This is a genomic window from Nonomuraea angiospora, assembly GCF_014873145.1.
GTDB classification, from domain to species: Bacteria; Actinomycetota; Actinomycetes; order Streptosporangiales; family Streptosporangiaceae; genus Nonomuraea; species Nonomuraea angiospora.
This window is the reverse complement of sequence record NZ_JADBEK010000001.1, coordinates 7718800-7737664: the sequence shown is the minus strand read 5'-3', so window position 1 is coordinate 7737664 and position 18865 is coordinate 7718800. Positions and strand designations below refer to the sequence as shown.

Here is an 18865-nt window from a genome sequence, read left to right as displayed (position 1 = left end):
GCGTGGTGGTGTCCCACGAAGGCACGCTATGCCGGGTGGATCCGCCCACGCCCCTCCTGCTTCCATTCGCGCGTGTCGGGCTCCATGTTAGTGCCGAGTGGATTCGGCCCGCGTTCTTTACCGGCCTACCCGCCCAGCGACCATCCCAACGATGGAATTGACCTCGGGGATGCGCATTCTGTGCGCGACGCCTAGATAGAGCAGCAACCCGAGACCCCCGCCGACCGCAAGGACGATCAGCGAATTGACGAACCCTAGCCCGGCGAACACCCCCGTGACTACCCAAACCGCCGCGAGCGCCACCACAGCGGTGGGCAGGGCCGCCAGGTACATCCTGGTCAACGCCATGCCGATGGTCCAGCCACCCAGCCCTCTGACACGGCGGCTGGCCAGCAACCACGCCCCGACCGACCCCAGCGCGTACGCGATGGCGTACGCGAGCGCCAGCCCCATCACCAGGTACCGGGCCGGCAGCAACGCGTTGAACACCAGCATGAGCACCGCGTTGGCGGCCGTGGTGGCCGCGCCCACGAACACCGGCGTACGGGTGTCGCCGAAGCTGTAGAAGACCCGCAGCAACAGCTGGAACAGCGCGAACGGCACCAGCGCGAGCCCGTAGACCTGCAGCACGTTGCCGATGTAGACGGCGTCCGCGACGCTGTTGGCGCCGTGGCCGTAGATGGGCACGGTGATCGCCGGCCCGAGCACCATGAGCAGCAGCGACACGGGCACCATCAGCGAGCAGATCAGCCGCACGCTCGACCCGAACTCGCTCCGCACGTCGTGGAAGCGCCCCTCGCCGACGGCCCGGCTCATCCTGGGCAGCATCGCGGTGATCACCGAGACGCCGATGACGCCGTACGGGAGCTGGAAGAGCTGGAACGCCAGCGTGTACGGGCTGATGCCGTGCCCCTCGACCGCGTCGCCCGCCTTGCTGGCCAGGTTGGTGGTCAGCATGAAGCCGAGCTGGGTGACGATCACGTAGCCGATCGTCCAGACGCCCGCCCTGGCCATCTCGCCCAGCCGCGCGTTGCGCACGTCGAAGCGGGGCACGAAGACGAACCCGACCCGCTTGAGCGCCACGATCAGGATGGCCGCCTGGGCCACGATGCCCGCCGTGGTGCCCAGCCCGAGCAGCGCCATGTCGCCGGTGCTGATCTGCTCGATGTTGTCGCGCTCGCCGCCGACCATGGCGTAGGCCAGGAACACGCAGATGACGACCAGGTTGTTGACCACGGGCGCCCACATGGGCGCGCCGTAGCGGTCGCGGGTGTTGAGGATGGCGCCCGCCACCGCGCCCACGCCGAAGAAGGCGAGCTGCGGCAGGATGAAGCGGGCCAGCGTGACCGCGACCTCGAACTTGGGGCTGCCCGGCGCCCAGTCGGTGTAGAGGTCGATCAGCAGCGGCGCGCCGAACACCGCCAGCACCGCCACCACGATCAGCGCCACCGCCGAGATCGTCAGCAGCCGCTGCTCGTAGGCCCGGCCGCCGTCGGCGTCGTGCTGCTGCGCCCGGACGATCATCGGCACCACGACGCTGCTCAGCACGCCGAGCAGCAGCAGGTCGAGGATGCTGTACGGGATCGCGTACGCCGCGTTGTAGGAGTCGCCCAGCGCCTTCGTGCCGATGGCGTAGGCCAGCACCATGGTCCGCACGAACCCCGTGACCCTGGACACCATCGTGCCCGCCGCCATGATGGCGCTGGCCCGAAGCATGCGACTCATACGATCTCATTCTCCCGGGTCTTGGCCGCGTGCGCGAGCTTCCGCTCCGACCTGCGCCGCAGCACTCGCATCACCACGGCGGCGAGCATCACGGTCAGGGCGGCGCCCACGATCACCGAGGCGATCCCGGTGTAGCCGGTGGTACGGATGGTCAGCCGCTGCGGCTTGCCGTACGGCTGGTTGTCGGAGGTCTTGAGCTGCACGGTGACCGTCGCGTCGCCGCTGGTGCCGGGGGCGGCGTTCATCTTCACCTGGACCATGCCGCTCTGCCGGGGGCCGATCGTCATCGGCTCCGTCTGCGGGAAGTCGACCTGCAACAGCTCGGGGTTGTTGGACGTGACGTCGATGTAGAGGGCGATCGGCACGCCCAGCTCGTTCTTGACGCTGATCGGGACCTGGCCGCTGCTGCCCGCCAGCGTGCGGGTCCGGGTGGGGCCCGACCCGGTGATCTCGATCTTCTCGGTCTGGTCCGTCACCGCCGCGCTGACCAGCTTGGTCACCGCGCGGCCCGCGCGGGTGCTGTTGCGCCAGGCCGAGGAGGTCAGCCGCAGGACCGCCGCGTCGAAGCTGGACGGCGTCTTCGCCTCCGTGATCAGGGAGGTGAGCTGCGCCTTCGACGCGATGTCCTTGACCGGGTTGAGGTATTTCGCGGTCAGCTCTTCCTTGCGGTCCTGGTCGGTGTAGGTCAGCCCGGCGCGCGGCACCGACAGCTTGGTCGACTTGATCGACTCCAGCGGGGTCAGATGCAGCCACGGCAACTTGTTCGCGGTCTTGATCAGCGCGTTGACGAGCGTGGGGTTGGGGTCCCACCGGCGCGACGGGGCGATGACGAGGGACCTGGGCGAGGTCTGGCCGGCCTCCGCGGCGATCATCGCGGTCTCGGCGATGAAACGCTGCGTGCTGAGCAGCACGGAGGTGGGCGCCGCGGGCTCGAAGAGCTTGCTCAGCTCGGCGTCGGCGACCAGCGCGGTGACGGGCCCGTTGACCGAGTCGAGCGTGGAGGCGGCGTCGGGCGTGAACGGTACGGGCGGCTGCGGCGGCAGGTTGGTGGAGTTGAGCAGGACCGTGTCGACCCGGTCCTTGCTGACCGAGAGCAGGTCGAGCGCGTCGGCGTCGAGCATGCCGGCGGGCGGCCAGTTGATGTTGGTCTTGACCTCGCGCTGGAGCAGCGCGGCGGCCTTCTGCCTGCCCAGCTCGATCGCCCGGCCGGTCTGCGTGTCCAGCCCCTGGTGCGCGAGCGCGGCCACGTCGGGATCGGCGTACGGGACCGCGGCCACGGGAGAGCTGGCCAGCGCGGTGCGCATGGTCGTCAGCCAGTTGGCGGCCTCGGGGTTGGCGGGCTTCTCCTGCGTCTCGTCCTTGACCTTGACCAGGTACTTGTTCTTCATCGCGTCGAGGTCGTCGAGCAGCGAGGGCTCCATGAACCAGGTGACGGCCTTGGGCGCGGCCTGCGCGATGCGCGCCAGGTCGGCCAGGCGGCCCTTGCCGGTGATCGACTGGCTCAGCTTGTCGTCCACGAACAGCGGCGCGCCGCTCTTCGCGTCGCGGTCGGTCCCGCGATGGGGCTGGTCGATGACGGGCAGGGCGATGGCCAGCTTGTTGCGCGGCAGCTTCGGCACCGTGGGCGGCGCGTAGGTGAGGTACGTGCGCTGCGTCATGACCTGCACGCCGTTCTGGATCACCTCCACGGCCACCGGGTAGACCCCGAACGAGCGGTAGCCGAGCTGCACGGGCGTCGCGGTGAACTCCCATCGCGCCTGGGCGCCGGCGGCCAGCGCCGGCACGTCCATGAACGAGTTCTGGGAGCCGATGCCCCACAGAGTCGCGGGGTTCTGGTCGTTCTGGTAGGTGGTCAGGGCGGCGCGGTCGGGGAACTTCTGCGAGGCGTAACGCAGGCGCACGCGCAGGCCGTTCTGCGGCGCGCCGCTGTCGTTGCGGAGGGAGCCGGTGAACTTGATCACATCGGTCTGCGCGGTCGGCACCTGAGGCGAGATCGACGAGATCGACAGGGCCACGGTCTGCCTGATCGCCTTCGCGGACTTCGCGGCAGCCGCGCCGGGCGCGGTCGCCACCACGGTGAGGGCGAGCAGCGCGGCGAGCAGCGTGGCCTTACGGATCACGCGAATGCCCGAGCTGGAGGACGACGACACACGCCCGCAATGGTACGGGCTCAGTGCCGCCGCGCGACCGCCTCACGTGATCCTTTCGCCCTGAGGTCGACCATCTTGCCTGGCAGAAGTGCGATCAGGTCGAGTGCGCGCAGGGTCAGGGCGGTATGCCGTTCGCCGGTCGGGGTGTAGACCGGCCCGCCGTCGGTCAGGAAGTCGGCCGGCAGCCGGTCGTCGACGAACTTGGGCAGCGGCTCGGGCAGGAGCAGCGGGCACACCAGCCCGCTCGCGTAGTCGGTGGCCGCGTTGACCACGTGGACCGGAGCCGGTCGCACCCGGCGCACGCCCAGCACTCCGCCGACGGCTCCCACCGGTGGCGGCGCCGACACGGGGGTGGTGACCGCGATGACGACCTCGCGGCCGACCCTCGTGGCGACCTCGAGCACCGTGACCATCAGGCACCTGCTCGGCGCCGCGGAGACCGCCTCGGGCAGATCTTCCGCGCAAGTCATGGGACGCGGAAGGCGTACGATCTCATGATGGACCTGGTGGGCGAGGAGCCAGCGGTGGATCGCGAGGGCGTCCTTCATATAGTCCTCCTTGCCTCGTTCCCTGGCCCCCGACGGTCCTTGGACCGACGGTAACCCGGACCTGGTGTGGCTCGGGGGATATGTTCCGGAATGCTCCCAGAAGGACCTACCCGCTTGTCCGACTCAACTCTGACTGACAGCCAACGGCGGGCCATGACGGACCTGTTCCGCAAGATCGCCCCGGTGGCCGACGAGCTCGGCCGCCTCTTCGCGGCACAGGGCCACGAGCTGGCCCTCGTCGGCGGCCCCGTACGCGATCTGCTGCTCGGCCGCATCGGCAACGACCTCGACCTGACCACCGACGCCCGCCCCGAGCGGGTGCTGGAGATCGTCAGGGACTGGGCCGACTCCGTCTGGACCATCGGCATCGACTTCGGCACTGTGGGCCTGCGCAAGGGCGGCTGGCTGATCGAGATCACGACGTACCGGAGCGAGTCGTACGACCCGAAGTCGCGCAAGCCCGAGGTCATGTACGGCGAGACGCTCGACGAGGACCTCGAACGGCGCGACTTCGCGGTCAACGCGATGGCGGTGCGGCTGCCGGGCCACGAGTTCGTCGACCCGTACGGCGGGCTCGACGACCTGAAGGCCAAGGTGCTGCGCACGCCGGGCACCCCCGAACGGTCCTTCGGCGACGACCCGCTGCGCATGCTGCGGGCCGCCAGGTTCGCCTCGCAGCTCGGGTTCGCGGTGGACGAGGGCGCCGTGGCGGCGATGATCGCGATGGCCGGGCGCATCGAGATCGTCTCGGCCGAGCGCATCCGCGAGGAGCTCGACAAGCTCGTCTGCGGCGGCAACCCGCGCGAGGGCCTGCGGCTGCTGGTCGAGACCGGGCTGGCCGCGCACGTGCTGCCCGAGCTGCCCAAGCTGCGGCTGGAGATCGACGAGCACCACCGGCACAAGGACGTCTACGAGCACACGCTGACCGTGCTCGACCAGGCCATCGCGCAGGAGGAGGACGGCAAGGCCGACCGCATCCTGCGCTGGGCGGCGCTCATGCACGACATCGGCAAGCCGAAGACGCGCCGCCACGAGACGGGCGGGCGGGTGTCGTTCCACCACCACGAGGTGGTCGGCGCGCAGATGACCAAGAAGCGCATGGCGGAGCTGAAGTTCCCCAAGGACGTGGTGTCGGACGTGGCGCGGCTGGTGGAGCTGCACCTGCGCTTCCACGGCTACGGCACGGGGGAGTGGACCGACAGCGCCGTACGCCGCTACGTGCGCGACGCCGGCCACCTGCTGGACCGGCTCCACAAGCTGACCAGGGCCGACTGCACCACGCGCAACAAGCGCAAGGCGGTGACGCTGTCGCGGACCTACGACCAGCTCGAGGAGCGCATCGCCAAGCTCGCCGACGAGGAGGAGCTGGCCAAGATCCGCCCCGAGCTCGACGGCAACGAGATCCAGCGGGTCCTCGGCATCGGGCCGGGGCCGGTGGTGGGCCGGGCGTACAAGTTCCTGCTGGAGATCAGGCTCGACAAGGGCGTGATCGGCAAGGAAGCGGCTACCGAGGCGCTGTTGGAGTGGGCGAGGTCGAACGACGTGGGCGCGTGATCATCCGGTACGCGAGCGCGGCCAGGGGATAGCCGACGGCGGCGATCACGACGGCCGCGTAGGACTTGCCGTCGGCGGGCAGGATGGCCGCCGACAGGGCCGCGGCGAGGACGTACATGCCGTTGAAGAGCATGTCGTAGATCGAGAACGCCCGGCCCAGGTAGATGTCCTCGACGTCGCGCTGGACCGTGGTGTCGGCGCAGATCTTGACGCTCTGCCCGGCCACGCCCAGCACGAACCCCGCCACCGGCAGCCCCCACTCCTGGAACGGCAGCACCAGCGCCGCCGTCAGCACCCCGGCCGTCGTCAGCGCGATCGGCACCCAGCGCTCGATCGTGAACCGCTCGGTGGCGTACGGGGTGATGACCACGGCGATGGCGTAGCCGACGCCGGAGGTCGCCACGACCAGGCTGACCCCGCTCAGCGCGGCGTCGGCGTCGCCGTTGTAGAAGTAGTAGCGGTAGAGGATGATGCCGAGCGCGGTGGCTATGCCGTAGAAGAAGCGGTGGGCGGCCATCGCGCCCATGGTGGAGGCCGCGACGCGGTGCTTGACCAGGTGCCTGGCGCCGTCCGTGAGGCCGCCGACCACGTTGCGCAGGGCCTCGCGCGCCTGCGGCCGGCTCGGGTCGGACTGCGGGCCGAGCAGGCCGCGGTCCATCGTCCGCGCGACCAGCGCGCTCAGGCCGAATACCACGCCCGAGACGACCAGGAGCAGCGCCACGCCGTGGTCCTCGGCGCCGAACACCTTGCGCAGCAGATAACCGAGCCCCACGCCCACGAACGTGACCACGGTGCCCGACGTGGGGACGACCGCGTTGGCGGCCATCAGCCGGTCGGGCGGCACCACGTGCGGCAGCGAGGCGCCGAGCGCGGCCAGGAAGAACCTGTTGACGCCCAGCACGGCCAGCGCCGCGCCGTAGAAGACCGGGTCCGGCACGTCGACGGCGACCAGCGCCGCCGCGACCAGCAGCAGCGCGCCGCGCACGATCGGCGCGACCACCAGGATCTGCCGTCGTGACCAGCGGTCGATGAACACGCCCACGAAGGGCCCGAGCACGCTGTACGGCAGCAGCAGCACCGCCAGCCCGGCGGCCACCGCGAGCGCCGTCGTCTGGCTCTCGGGGCTGAAGAAGGCGAATCCGGCCACCCCGAACTGGAAGATCCCGTCGGAGAACTGGGAGATCAGCCGGGTGGCGAACAACCGCCGGAAATCTTCGCCCCGCAGGACCACGCGTAGGTCGGCCACAAATGACACGCGGCCAGCCTAGCCCTCCACCCATCGCCTAGGATGCGCGAGAGTCGCGATACGGCAGGTGGGCCGTGGGTTCCGAACGGTCACCGCGTCTCGTACGCTTCATAGCGTGACGACTGAGGAACACGTTGTGCTGGTCGACCGCGACGGCCACGCACTCGGGACAGCGCCCAAGCTGGCGGTGCACGGTCGCGAGACGCCTCTTCACCTGGCGTTTTCCAGCTATGTCTTCGACGACGAGAGCCGGGTGCTGCTGACCAGGAGAGCGGACAGCAAGCTCACGTGGCCGGGGACCTGGACCAACAGCTGCTGCGGCCACCCGCTGCCGGGCGAGCCGCTGGAGCGGGCCGTCGAGCGCCGGCTCTCCTACGAGCTGGGGCTCACGGTGGACCGCGTCGACCTCATGCTGCCGGCCTTCTCCTACCGCGCCGCCATGGCCAACGGGATCGTCGAGCACGAGCTCTGCCCGGTCTACCGCGTCACCGTGGCCTCGCCCGTCGTCCCCAACCCCGCCGAGGTGGGCGAGACGATGTGGATGCCGTGGAAGGAGTTCGCCGAGGGAGTGCGCAACGGGCTGCTGGCCGTCTCGCCCTGGTGCCAGGAGCAGGTGCCCCTGCTGGCCGACCTCGGCGCCGACCCGCTGACCTGGCATCCCGCCTCGCCCGCCGAGCTGCCCCCGGCCGCCCGCCCGTAGACAGTGCGGCGCCGCACCCGTGGACCCGGGTGCGGCGCCGGTCAGACCAGGGGGGTCAGCGCTCGACCTCGCCCCGGATGAACTTCTCGACGTAGTCCCGCGCCTCGTCGTCCGAGAACTGCTTCGGCGGCGACTTCATGAAGTACGAGGACGCCGACAGGATCGGCCCCCCGACCCCGCGGTCGAGGGCGATCTTGGCGGCCCGTACCGCGTCGATGATGATCCCCGCCGAGTTCGGCGAGTCCCAGACCTCCAGCTTGTACTCGAGGTTGAGCGGCGTGTCGCCGAACGAGCGGCCCTCCAGCCGCACGAACGCCAGCTTCCGGTCGTCCAGCCACGGCACGTGGTCCGACGGCCCGATGTGCACGTCGGCCTTGCCCATCTCGTGCGGGATCTGCGAGGTGACGGCCTGCGTCTTCGAGATCTTCTTGGACTGGAGGCGCTTGCGCTCCAGCATGTTCATGAAGTCCATGTTGCCCCCGACGTTGAGCTGGTACGTGCGCAGCAGCTCCACCCCGCGGTCCTCGAACAGCTTGGCCATCACGCGGTGCGTGATGGTGGCGCCGACCTGCGACTTGATGTCGTCGCCGACGATCGGCACCCCGGCCTTGGTGAACTTCTCCGCCCACACCGGGTCGGAGGCGATGAAGACCGGCAGCGCGTTCACGAACGCCACGCCGGCGTCGATGGCGCACTGGGCGTAGAAGCGGTCCGCCTCCTCCGAGCCCACCGGCAGGTAGGAGACCAGGACGTCGACCTGGTTGTCACGGAGCACCTGGACGACATCGACGGGCGTCTCGTCGGACTCCTCGATGATCTCCCGGTAGTACTCACCCAGCCCGTCGAAGGTATGGCCGCGCTGGACGGTCACCCCCGTGGGCGGCACGTCGCAGATCTTGATCGTGTTGTTCTCGCTGGCGACGATCGCCTCCGCCAGATCGCGGCCGACCTTCTTGGCGTCGACGTCGAACGCGGCGACGAACTCGACGTCACCGACGTGATAATCGCCGAACTTCACGTGCATGAGGCCCGGGACCCGAATGTCCGGGTCGGCGTCCTTGTAGTAGTGGACGCCCTGGACCAGCGACGACGCGCAGTTTCCGACACCGACAATGGCCACGCGAACCGAACCCATCGCATTCGCTCCCTTACTCATCAGTTGACGTGGTATCTCTTGCGGGCCCCTCTTCCGACGAGGCCCGACGCTCTGTCGCGATCAGCTCGTTGAGCCAGCGCACCTCGCGCTCGACCGACTCGAGCCCATGCCGCTGCAGCTCGAGCGTGTAACTGTCGAGGCGCTCCCTGGTGCGCGCCAGAGCCGTGCGCACCGCGTCGAGTCGCTCCTCCAGCCGGCTACGGCGGCCTTCGAGAATGCGCAGCCGCACTTCCGCCTCGGTGTGGCGGAAGAACGCGAAGTGCACGCCGAAGCTCTCGTCCTCCCAAGCGGAGGGGCCGGCCTGCGTCAGCATGTCCTGCAGCCGTTCCTTGCCCTCGGCCGTCAGCTTGTAAACGATCTTCGATCTGCCGCCGACGATCGTGGTGGGAGCGGGTTGCTCCTCCGCGATGAGGCCCTGGGCCAGGAGCGATCGCAGACAGGGGTACAGCGACCCGTAGGAGAACGCACGGAACATCCCCAGCAGGGCGTTGAGCCGTTTGCGCAGCTCATAGCCGTGCAGTGGCGTCTCGTGCAGCGACCCGAGCACGGCCAGTTCCAAGACCCTGCCCTGTCCGCCGCCCATCGGAACCCGCCCCCTCTCGCGTCGATGTATCGAGCCGATACATCCCCAGGATACGTCGGGTCGCTATATGGCGGCAATCTGTGAATCTGGCAAGTCGTTGGGATGGAGTCGCAAAACGCCGTAGTCTGGCGCCCATGTGGTCACAGCGAAGGGTGGTGGATTACGGCCTTGCGAAACGGGCGGTGGTCCGCTCCCTGCGCATGGGGCGCACCTCGCGGGGCGACGTGTGTGACGCACAGCCCTACCTCCTTCGCGCGGCACGCCACTTCGGCGAGCCGACCGAACGCCTCTGCCCGGTTTGCGAAAGGGAGAACGTCACCAATGTGACCTACGTCTACGGCGATTCGCTCGGTAGGCATGCCGGACAGGCAAAGGTCACATCGGAACTCGTCGCAATGGCTCATGATTACGATGAGTTCCGCGTGTACGTTGTCGAGGTCTGCCAAGGTTGTTCTTGGAACCACCTGACGGTTTCATACGTCCTCGGAAACGGACCGCCTGACCTCGTCAGCCAACTGTGAAGACCGAGGGCGGCGAGAAACCTCACGCCCAACCGCCGTTTATGTTTCCGACGACGATGCGAGGACGTGTGAGTAACAGCATGAATGAGGGGACGGCCCGCCCAGGAAGGCGCCGTCGCTCCGGCTCATCCCGTTCTGTGCCCCAGGGTTCTCCTCCGCAAACCGGTGAGTCCGGCTGGGGCGGCGCGCCGCAGCCGGAGCGTCGTCCGGAAGCCGCTTACGAGCAGACCGGCGCCATGGCCGCGCAGCCGTACGACGAGCCTCCCAGGCGCGGTGAGGGCCCCCCTATGCGTGGCGACGGACCGCCCACGCGCGGCGACGGCCCTCCCATGCGTGGCGACGGGCCGCTTACGCGCGGTGACCAGCCGGGGCCGCGCACGCGCGCCCGGCAGGAGGCGCGGTCGATGAGCAACCAGGAGACGATCGTCAGCGACGCGCCGCGGCGCTCGCGCAGGAAGGGCGACGGCGGGCCGCCCGAGCCTCCCGGGCCGCCGACGAAGAAGGGCGGCGACGGCAAGGGCGGCTGGCGCAGGTTCGTGCCCAGCTGGAAGATCGTCGTGGCCGGCTTCGTGGTGCTCGCGGCCGGCCTCTTCGGCATGGTCATGGTCGCGTACGCCAACACGCCGGTGCCGACCGCCGACCAGGCGAAGTCGGACGCGCTCGCGCAGCAGAGCACCATCTACTACCGGGACGGCAAGACCGAGATCGCCCGGCTCGGCACGAAGCGCGTGATCCTCGATGACATCTCCAAGATGTCCCCGAGCGTCAGGGACGCCGCGGTGGCCATCGAGAACAAGACGTTCTACGAGGACTCCGGCATCTCGATCTCCGGCATGTTCCGCTCGGTCTGGATGACGGCGACCGGCCAGCAGCTGCAGGGCGCCTCGACGATCACCCAGCAGATGGCCCGCAACTACTACGACGGCCTCAGCCAGGAAGTGTCCATCAAGCGCAAGGTCATGGAGATCTTCGTCGCGGTCAAGCTCGACGAGACCTTGTCCAAGGACGAGATCCTGAAGACCTACCTGAACACCGTCAACTTCGGCAAGGCCTACGGCGTCGAGGCCGCCGCGCAGGCGTATTTCGACAAGGACGCCCACGCCGCCAAGCTGACGCCCGAGCAGGGCGCCTACCTCGCCGCGCGCATCCAGCAGCCCAACTGGGAGCCCGATGCTCCTGAGCTCAAGGCCCGCTGGAAGACCGTGATCCAGTACATGGCCGAGCAGTGGCCGGACAAGTACGGCAAGCTGCCGCAGACCGCCAAGTTCCCCAAGCTCCGCAAGGACAGCGACAGCAACGAGCTCGGCGGTCTCAGGGGCTACATGGTGACGCAGGTCCTCCAGGAGCTGAAGGAGCGGCGCCGCCTCACCCCCGACGAGGTCAGGAGCGGCGGCTACCACATCGTCTCCACCTTCGACAAGAAGCTCATGAAGGCCGCGGAGACCGCCGTGAAGAGCACGACGGACAGCATGAGCAAGGAGTACCACGCGGGCCTGGCCGCGGTGAACCCGAAGAACGGCCGAGTTCTGGCGTTCTACGGTGGCAGCAACTACGTCACGGACCAGTTCAACGAGCCCTTTGACGCCAAGAAGCAGGCCGCGTCCGCGTTCAAGCCGTACGTGCTGGCGGCCTGGCTGCAGGCCGGCTACTCGCTGAAGAGCTACGTGCCGGGCAACGAGACGGTGCCGAAGGAGCTGCCGGGCCAGGCGCGGGGCGGATTCAAGAACAGCCACAACGTCGGCCCGGCCGTCGATGTGATCAAGGCCACTGCCGATTCGGTCAACACGGCGTACGTGTCGATGGCGTTCGCGCTGCCCAACAAGATTGACGACGTGAAGAACCTCGTCGAGGCGGCCGGGTTCGACCAGCAGCGCATGGAAGACGACGTCAAACAGCACCACTACCAGTTCGCCATCGGCAGCGCCCTCGTGACACCGGTCGAGCAGGCCGCCGGCTACTCCATCTTCGCCAACGCCGGCAAGTACACCAAGTACCACGTGGTGCAGGAAGTCAGGCTGGGCAAGCAGGTCGTCTACGGCGAGCAGCTCGCCTCCAAGCGGGTCATCGACCCCGGGGTCGCCGCCGACGCCACGGTCGCCATGGAGGCGGTGCTGCGGAGCGGCACCGCGCGGGGCAAGGGCCTGGGCAACCGGCCGGCCGCCGGCAAGACCGGCACGAACAACGACGAGAACGGCGCCTGGTTCGTCGGCTACACGCCGCAGATCTCCGCCGCGGTCGGCTTCTACCGCGAGCAGTGCAAGACGAAGACGGGCAAGGTCGTCACGCCCAACGCGAACCGCACCTGCCCGGTGACGCCGCGCGGCAGCAAGAAGAGCACGAAGTACAACGCCGACAACCCCTACAGCAGGCCGTACGAGGTGGGCCTGGGCTTCGAGGGCGCCGACGCGCCCACGCTCACGTGGCAGAGGTTCATGCTGGCCGCTCACGAGGGCCTGCCGATCGAGCAGTTCCCGGAGAAGGCCGATGTGGGATTGGCCGAGAACATCGTGCCGAGCCCGACGCCCAAGCCGTCGAAGACCCCCGACAACCCGTTCGACAGCGGGGACAACCCCTTCGACGACCAGGGCAACCAGGACTGCCTCGTCAACCCGTGTGACGACAACGCCAACCCCGACGACAACGTCACCATCGACGACGGGGGCGACAACGTCGACGACGGCGGTGACCAGGGCATCCCGCAGACCGCCGATGGCGACGGGGTCGGCGGCGGCCGGGTGCCCGAGGCGAGACCCTCGGGATGGTCGCCGATGTCCAGACCTGAGGACCGGTGACCAGCACGGAGGTACGCGTCCCCTTCGTGGCGCGTGCCGTTCCGTACCTCCCCCTGGGGCTGTTCGCGGCCCTGGGGGCGACCCTCGCCTACGTCGTGCGCCTGCCCTGCCGCACCGGCGGCTGGAACGACCAGGTCACGACGTACACCAACTTCTGCTACACCGACATCTACCCCCTGTACTTCGACAGGGCGCTGTCGACCCAGGACCCCTACTTCGCCGCCGTGCCGTTCGACAAGCAGGTCGAGTACCCGGTCGTGCTGGGCGAGGTCATGCAGGTCATCAGCTGGTTCGCCAGGGCGGTCGGAGCCGACGTGGGCGCGCAGGCGGTCAGGTTCTACGACCTGACGGTCATCCTGCTCGGCATCTGCCTGGTCGTCGGCGTCCTGCTGATGGCCGCGGTGGCCGGGCCCACCCGGCGGTGGGACGCGCTCTGGTACGCCATCTCGCCCGCCGTCGTGCTGGCCGCGTACATCAACTGGGACCTGGTCGCCGGCGCGCTGTCGATGGGCATGCTGCTGGCCTGGGCGCGGCAGCGTCAGGTGCTGGCCGGGGTGCTGCTGGGGCTGGCCATCGCGACCAAGTTCTATCCGCTGATGTTCCTGGGGGCGCTGTTCCTGCTCACGTTGCGCACCGCGCGATGGCGGCCGTTCCTGGTCACCCTGGGCGCCACGGCCGGCGCGTGGATCGTGGTCAACGCGCCGTTCATGATCTTCGCGTGGGAGGGATGGCGCAGGTTCTACGTCTTCTCCCAGGAACGCGGGGTCGACTGGGGCTCGCCGTGGCTGTTCTTCCAGAACAAGGGGATCCCCGTCCTGGGGGACGGCGACGTCAGCAAGCTGGGCATGGCGTCCCTTGCCATCCTGTGCCTGGGCATCGCCGTGCTCGCGCTGGCCGCGCCGCGGCGGCCCAGGCTGGCGCAGATCTGCTTCCTGGCGCTGGCCGCGTTCATGATGACGAACAAGGTGTGGTCGCCGCAGTTCGTGCTCTGGCTCGTGCCGTTCGCCGTGCTGGCCAGGCCCAACTGGAAGCCGCTGGTGCTGTGGCAGCTCGCCGAGATCTGGTACTTCATCGCCATCTGGCTCTACCTGGTCGCGCAGTCGCCGTTCAGCAGGAACGACCTGGGCATCGGTGACGACACGTACTTCACCGCCGTCTGGGGGCGGGTCATCACGATCGGGATCATGATGGCGTTCGTCGTGCGGGACATCCTCCGTCCCGACAAGGACGTCGTGCGCCAGGGCGACGTCGACGACCAGGGTGGCGGCGTCTTCGACGACGCTCGTGACCGGTTCACTCTGACACCAGCCGTTCGATGATCACTCGCTCGGCCGGCCGGGACGCGCTGCTGCTCTGGTTAGGCTCGCGGGCGGGACTGCTGGTGGTGACGCTGCTGGGGACGGCCCTCGGCGCGTACGCCGACAAGTGGCGCAAGTGGGATGCCGGGCTGTTCATCACCATCGCCCAGTACGGCTACAACGGCGAGCCCGGCAAGCATGTGGACGACGGGCTGCCCGCGTTCTTCCCCGGCTTTCCGGTGCTGCTGCGGGCGGTGCACCTCGTCGTGCCGGACTGGGCGGCGGCCGGGCTGCTCATCTCGCTCGTCGCCGGGGCGGTGGCCATGGTGGCGCTGGCCCGGCTGGCCGAGCTGGAAGGCGCCTCCGGCTGGATGGCGGTGCTGGCGCTGCTGCTCTACCCGATGGCGGTGTTCCTGGCGGCGGGCTACAGCGAGTCCCTCTTCCTGGCCTTCGCGATCCCGGCCTGGCTGGCCGCCAGGCAGGGGCAATGGTCCGTGGCGGCCTCGCTCGCCGCGTGCGCCTCGTGCGTGCGGATCACGGGGCTTTTTCTCGCGGTCGCGCTCGTGGTGGAGTTCCTCACCCGGCGCGAGCCCGTCCGGGAGCGCATCCGGCAGGCGGGGTGGCTGGTCGTGCCGTTCGTGCCGCTGGTGACGTACTCGTACTACCACTACAGCAGGTCGGGTGACTGGCTGGCGTGGAAGCACGCGCAGGAGGCCGGGTGGGGGCGGGACTTCGCCTGGCCGTGGGAGGCGTGGAAGTCGACCTGGCACTCGGCCATGGGTTCCGACGACAACGCGGTGGCCTTCCGGATGGAGATCGCGGGGGCGGTCCTGGCGGTGGCGGTGCTGATCTGGCTCCTCACGCTGCGCCGGTGGAGCGAGCTCGTCTACACGGGGCTGCAGGCGGCGGCGCTGATGACCTCGGCGTACTACCTGTCGATCCCGCGCTCGCTGCTGCTGTGGTTCCCGCTGTGGATCCTGGTCGCGAAGGTCGCGACCAGGAGGCCGTGGGTGATGGTCGTGTACGCCCTGATCTTCGGGCCGCTCATGCTGCTCAACGCGGAACGCTTCCTGAGTGGCGCGTGGGCGGGCTGATCTTTCTACCCACTTCTTCGTCTTGGTAATCCAGGGAAGTTATCCACAGGCTGTGTGTATTTCCTAGAGGTTCTTGCGCAGGAACGCGATGTCGTCCGCCTGACCGTCGCCGGGCGTCTCCACCACGATCGGCGCGTCGGCCGCGCGGCAGACCGCCAGGATCAGCTCCGGGTCGATCTTCCCCTTGCCCAGGTTGGCGTGGCGGTCGGCGCCGGAGTCGAAGTCGTCACGCGAGTCGTTGCAGTGGACGAGGTCGATCCGGCCGGTGATGGCCTTGACCCGCTCGACCAGGTCGACCAGCTCCTCGCCGCCCGCGTGGGCGTGGCAGGTGTCGAGGCAGAAGCCCACGTCGAACCCGTCGAGCGCCTCCCACAGCCGGGCGATGCGCTCGAGCTTGCGCGCCATCGCGTTGCCGCCGCCCGCGGTGTTCTCGATCAGCACGGGGATGGGGCACTCCATGCGCTCGAACACCTTGCGCCAGTTGTCGAAGCCGGCCTGCGGGTCGTCGTTCTTGTTGACGTGGCCGCCGTGCACGATCAGGCCCTTGGCGCCGAGCCCGGCGGCGGCCTTGAGGTGCTGCTCCAGCAGCTTGCGGCTGGGGATCCTGATGCGGTTGTTCGTGGTGGCGACGTTGACCAGGTAGGGGGCGTGAATGTAGATGTCGACGCCCTCGACCGGTTTGGCGGGCAGCACCGGCTTGTCGTAACCCTGCGGGTCGCCGAGGAAGAACTGCACCACCTCGGCCCCCACCGCCTCGGCGTGGGCGGCGGGATCGTCCTGATCGACATGAGCTCCGATGCGCACCATAGCTCCCGAGCTTACGCCGGGGAGCAGGGCCGCAGCCGGGGGACCGATCGGTTTGCCGGGCGCCTGCTCGGGAAGTCGCCATGCGCCCCCTAAATGAGGAGAAACGACATGGCACGCTGGCGCTTGCGAGCGCTGATCTTATTGGTCTACGTCGTGATCGGGCTCTACGTGGGCTGGGTCTACCACTACATCACCCCCGGACTGCTCAGAGACCTCGCGGAAGCGCTGCTCGCGGTCTTCCTCTGGTTCCTGGTCCTGCTCGGTATAGACCTGCACATCGGCGGATGAGCGGCATGCCGGAACGGCCCCGGGCGACGGGGCCGTTCCACATCGGCTCGAACGAGCCTCAGCGAGTCTTAGTGAGGGAGAAAACCGCCGTGGGCGATGCCCAGCGCGGCCCCCACGAACGACGCCACGATGCCGACGATGTTGAGCGCCCGCTGCGGCGTGGTCGCCGAGATGTACTGGGAATACAGCCCGACCCCGAAGCCCAGCAGTCCGGCCCACGAGGAGACCGCGTGCGCGGCGACCCAGAATGTGGAGACGAAGGCGACGAGACCGCAAACGAGCGCCGCCACCGCCAGGGCGTTCTCCACCGGATGCGCATGCCCGTCGCTGTTGAGTGTGAGCCTGAACCGCTCCCGCTGGGAGGGCTGAAGCACATGTGGCACGGCCACCACCCCCTAGGTTTCCTAAAGGCCTTCCCACCTTCCCGCGGCTGGTAACCTGGGCAAGCTGCGTTGTGATGGCTGAACCATCGCCCCGGGGTGCCGAAAGGGGCATCCGGGCACAGACGTCAGCGTCCTCCTGTCACGGCAGAGTGTCGTGACCGCAAGAGTCCAGAGGAGGTTGGAGTCCGCATGCGTCGTTACGAAGTAATGGTCATCCTGGACCCTTCGCTCGATGAGCGCACTGTCGCGCCGTCCCTCGACCAGTTCCTCACCGTGGTCCGCAACGACGGCGGCACCGTGGAGAAGGTCGACGTCTGGGGCCGTCGCCGTCTCGCCTACGACATCGACAAGAAGTCCGAAGGCATCTACGCCGTCATCGACCTGTCCGCGGAGCCCGCGACGGTCAAGGAGCTCGACCGGCAGATGAACCTCAACGAGGGCATTCTGCGCACCAAGGTCCTCCGTCCCGACGTGCACTAACCCCGGTTTTTGTCGGGGAAGCCCCGTACTCTGAGCCGTAATCCAAGCGAAGGCGTGCAGGAAGGCGAGCGCAAGCCATGGCAGCAGGCGACACCGTAATCACCATCGTCGGCAACCTGGTCGACGACCCGGAGCTGCGCTTCACCCCGACGGGGCAAGCGGTGGCTCGATTCCGCATCGCGTCCACTCCGCGGTTCATGGATCGTCAGACCAACGAGTGGAAGGATGGCGAAAGCCTCTTCCTGACCTGCAACGTGTGGCGACAGGCGGCGGAGAACGCCGCCGAGAGCCTGCAGCGCGGCATGCGGGTCATCGTGCAGGGGCGGCTCAAGCAGCGGTCCTACGAGACCAAGGAAGGCGAGAAGCGCACCGTTTACGAGGTCGAGGTCGACGAGGTCGGCCCGTCCCTGCGTAACGCGACCGCCAAGGTCAACCGCACCTCCCGGCAGGGCGGCGGCGGTGGTGGCGGCGGCTTCGGCGGCCCCGCCGACGACCCGTGGGCCTCCGCCTCGCCCGCCCCGCCCCAGGGTGGCGGCGGTTACGGCGGCGGCGGCGGTGGTGGCGGCTTCGGAGGCGGCGGCGGCCAGCAGGGCGGCGGCGGCTTCGGCGGCGGCGGCGACTTCAGCGACGAACCGCCTTTCTAAAACCTGTCCACAAGCCCGAGTCCATTCCCGCCCGGAAGGCGGGGCTCTGAAAGGAGCACCACGATGGCTAAGCCGGCACTGCGCAAGCCGAAGAAGAAGGTTTGCCTGTTCTGCCACGACAAGATCTCCTACGTCGACTACAAGGACACGGCGCTGCTGCGGAAGTTCATCTCCGACCGCGGCAAGATCCGTGCCCGCCGGGTGACGGGCAACTGCACCCAGCACCAGCGCGACGTGGCGACCGCGATCAAGAACGCGCGTGAGGTGGCCCTGCTGCCTTACACGAGCACCGCGCGCTAAGGAGGCCTGTCGATATGAAGCTCATCCTCACCAACGAGGTTTCCGGCCTCGGCACCCCTGGCGACGTCGTCGAGGTCAAGGACGGCTACGGCCGTAACTACCTCATCCCGCGCGGCTACGCCATGCGCTGGACGCGGGGCGCCGAGAAGCAGATCGAGACGATCAGGAAGGCTCGCGACGCTCGCGAGATCCGCGACCTCGGCACCGCCAAGGAGGTCGCCGGTCAGATCGGCGCGCTGCGCGTCCGCCTGACCACGCGCGCCGGCGAGTCGGGCCGCCTGTTCGGCTCGATCACGACGGGCGACATCGCCGACGCGGTCAAGGCCGCCGGCGGCCCGATCGTCGACCGCCGCCGCATCGAGATCGTCAACCCGATCAAGAGCGTCGGCTCGCACCGCGTCACCATCAAGCTCCACCCGGAGGTTTCGGCCTCGGTGGACGTCGAGGTCGTCGCGGGCTGAGCCCTGCTGTGGAAGCCCCCTCCGCCCGGAGGGGGCTTTCCCGTTTTTGTGGCCCCTGTGAAAAGCCCCACACCGCACGGCCGGCTCGGGTTGAGGGCTTTTGTGAATGTACGGCTGCGCACGGGCAGGCCACCC

19 protein-coding genes are annotated in these 18865 nt (G+C 68.7%); 11 read left to right on the top strand and 8 right to left on the bottom strand.

Annotated elements, in window-relative coordinates; all coding sequences use genetic code 11:
- Positions 1 to 117 precede the first annotated feature (117 nt).
- From murJ to H4W80_RS35255, 3 genes are read right to left on the bottom strand one after another with little or no spacing between them, the layout of a single operon-like run.
- Complete coding sequence (gene murJ / locus H4W80_RS35265; protein ID WP_225963834.1) at positions 118 to 1725, bottom strand: murein biosynthesis integral membrane protein MurJ; 1608 nt, start codon at positions 1723 to 1725, stop codon at positions 118 to 120.
- On the bottom strand, positions 1722 to 3845 hold the full coding sequence (locus tag H4W80_RS35260; RefSeq protein WP_192789022.1) for a DUF6049 family protein: 2124 nt from the start codon (positions 3843 to 3845) through the stop codon (positions 1722 to 1724). Before H4W80_RS35260 ends, murJ begins: the two co-directional genes overlap by 4 nt.
- Positions 3846 to 3895: 50 nt before the next feature.
- The gene (locus H4W80_RS35255; RefSeq protein WP_192789021.1) at positions 3896 to 4423 is read right to left on the bottom strand and encodes a YbaK/EbsC family protein; all 528 of its coding nucleotides are present in this window, start codon (positions 4421 to 4423) and stop codon (positions 3896 to 3898) included.
- Between the two features lie 153 nt (positions 4424 to 4576).
- Here H4W80_RS35255 and H4W80_RS35250 point away from each other — a divergent pair, with 153 nt between their 5' ends.
- Entirely contained in the window at positions 4577 to 5977 is a 1401-nt protein-coding gene (locus H4W80_RS35250; protein WP_378526845.1) for a CCA tRNA nucleotidyltransferase, read from the top strand.
- Here the strand turns inward: H4W80_RS35250 and H4W80_RS35245 are convergent.
- Complete coding sequence (locus tag H4W80_RS35245) at positions 5928 to 7232, bottom strand: MFS transporter (protein WP_192789019.1); 1305 nt, start codon at positions 7230 to 7232, stop codon at positions 5928 to 5930. The genes H4W80_RS35250 and H4W80_RS35245 overlap by 50 nt on opposite strands.
- A 106-nt stretch (positions 7233 to 7338) precedes the next feature.
- On the opposite strand from H4W80_RS35245, the gene idi reads away from it, so the two are divergent.
- A complete protein-coding gene (gene idi / locus H4W80_RS35240) occupies positions 7339 to 7923 on the top strand; it encodes an isopentenyl-diphosphate Delta-isomerase (RefSeq protein ID WP_192789018.1) in 585 nt (194 codons plus the stop codon).
- 55 nt (positions 7924 to 7978) lie between these two features.
- Here idi and H4W80_RS35235 read toward each other — a convergent pair whose 3' ends face one another.
- Positions 7979 to 9058 carry an inositol-3-phosphate synthase gene (locus H4W80_RS35235; protein ID WP_192789017.1) on the bottom strand — a complete coding sequence of 360 codons (1080 nt, stop codon included), beginning with the start codon at positions 9056 to 9058 and terminating at the stop codon, positions 7979 to 7981.
- A 13-nt stretch (positions 9059 to 9071) separates the two neighbouring features.
- The gene (locus H4W80_RS35230; protein ID WP_185069549.1) at positions 9072 to 9662 is read right to left on the bottom strand and encodes a PadR family transcriptional regulator; all 591 of its coding nucleotides are present in this window, start codon (positions 9660 to 9662) and stop codon (positions 9072 to 9074) included.
- Between the two features lie 134 nt (positions 9663 to 9796).
- Between H4W80_RS35230 and H4W80_RS35225 the strand changes: the two genes are divergently transcribed.
- From H4W80_RS35225 to H4W80_RS35210, 4 genes are all read left to right on the top strand, one after another.
- The gene (locus tag H4W80_RS35225) at positions 9797 to 10183 is read left to right on the top strand and encodes a DUF5318 family protein (protein ID WP_192789016.1); all 387 of its coding nucleotides are present in this window, start codon (positions 9797 to 9799) and stop codon (positions 10181 to 10183) included.
- A gap of 404 nt (positions 10184 to 10587) precedes the next feature.
- Positions 10588 to 12975 (top strand): transglycosylase domain-containing protein, encoded by a 2388-nt coding sequence (locus H4W80_RS35220; RefSeq protein WP_192789015.1) that lies wholly within the window; start codon positions 10588 to 10590, stop codon positions 12973 to 12975.
- Complete coding sequence (locus tag H4W80_RS35215; protein WP_192789014.1) at positions 12972 to 14294, top strand: glycosyltransferase family 87 protein; 1323 nt, start codon at positions 12972 to 12974, stop codon at positions 14292 to 14294. Before H4W80_RS35220 ends, H4W80_RS35215 begins: the two co-directional genes overlap by 4 nt.
- Positions 14291 to 15367 carry a mannosyltransferase family protein gene (locus tag H4W80_RS35210; RefSeq protein WP_192789013.1) on the top strand — a complete coding sequence of 359 codons (1077 nt, stop codon included), beginning with the start codon at positions 14291 to 14293 and terminating at the stop codon, positions 15365 to 15367. The genes H4W80_RS35215 and H4W80_RS35210 overlap by 4 nt, the downstream gene beginning before the upstream one ends.
- Before the next feature lie 63 nt (positions 15368 to 15430).
- Here the strand turns inward: H4W80_RS35210 and H4W80_RS35205 are convergent, their stop codons facing one another.
- Entirely contained in the window at positions 15431 to 16174 is a 744-nt protein-coding gene (locus H4W80_RS35205) for a deoxyribonuclease IV (RefSeq protein WP_192789012.1), read from the bottom strand.
- Positions 16175 to 16282: 108 nt separating this feature from the next.
- Between H4W80_RS35205 and H4W80_RS35200 the strand changes: the two genes are divergently transcribed.
- Complete coding sequence (locus tag H4W80_RS35200; protein ID WP_192789011.1) at positions 16283 to 16462, top strand: hypothetical protein; 180 nt, start codon at positions 16283 to 16285, stop codon at positions 16460 to 16462.
- Positions 16463 to 16530: 68 nt separating this feature from the next.
- On the opposite strand, the gene H4W80_RS35195 is transcribed toward H4W80_RS35200, so the two are convergent.
- Positions 16531 to 16845 (bottom strand): hypothetical protein, encoded by a 315-nt coding sequence (locus H4W80_RS35195; RefSeq protein WP_225963833.1) that lies wholly within the window; start codon positions 16843 to 16845, stop codon positions 16531 to 16533.
- Between the two features lie 189 nt (positions 16846 to 17034).
- On the opposite strand from H4W80_RS35195, the gene rpsF reads away from it, so the two are divergent.
- From rpsF to rplI, 4 genes are all read left to right on the top strand, one after another.
- Positions 17035 to 17325 carry a 30S ribosomal protein S6 gene (gene rpsF, locus H4W80_RS35190; protein ID WP_026214314.1) on the top strand — a complete coding sequence of 97 codons (291 nt, stop codon included), beginning with the start codon at positions 17035 to 17037 and terminating at the stop codon, positions 17323 to 17325.
- 77 nt (positions 17326 to 17402) lie between these two features.
- The gene (locus tag H4W80_RS35185) at positions 17403 to 17969 is read left to right on the top strand and encodes a single-stranded DNA-binding protein (protein WP_192789010.1); all 567 of its coding nucleotides are present in this window, start codon (positions 17403 to 17405) and stop codon (positions 17967 to 17969) included.
- Between the two features lie 63 nt (positions 17970 to 18032).
- Positions 18033 to 18269, top strand: a complete 237-nt coding sequence (gene rpsR, locus H4W80_RS35180) for a 30S ribosomal protein S18 (RefSeq protein ID WP_020543048.1) — start codon at positions 18033 to 18035, stop codon at positions 18267 to 18269.
- Positions 18270 to 18283: 14 nt separating this feature from the next.
- Positions 18284 to 18730 carry a 50S ribosomal protein L9 gene (gene rplI / locus H4W80_RS35175; RefSeq protein ID WP_185069541.1) on the top strand — a complete coding sequence of 149 codons (447 nt, stop codon included), beginning with the start codon at positions 18284 to 18286 and terminating at the stop codon, positions 18728 to 18730.
- The last annotated feature ends 135 nt before the right edge of the window (positions 18731 to 18865 follow it).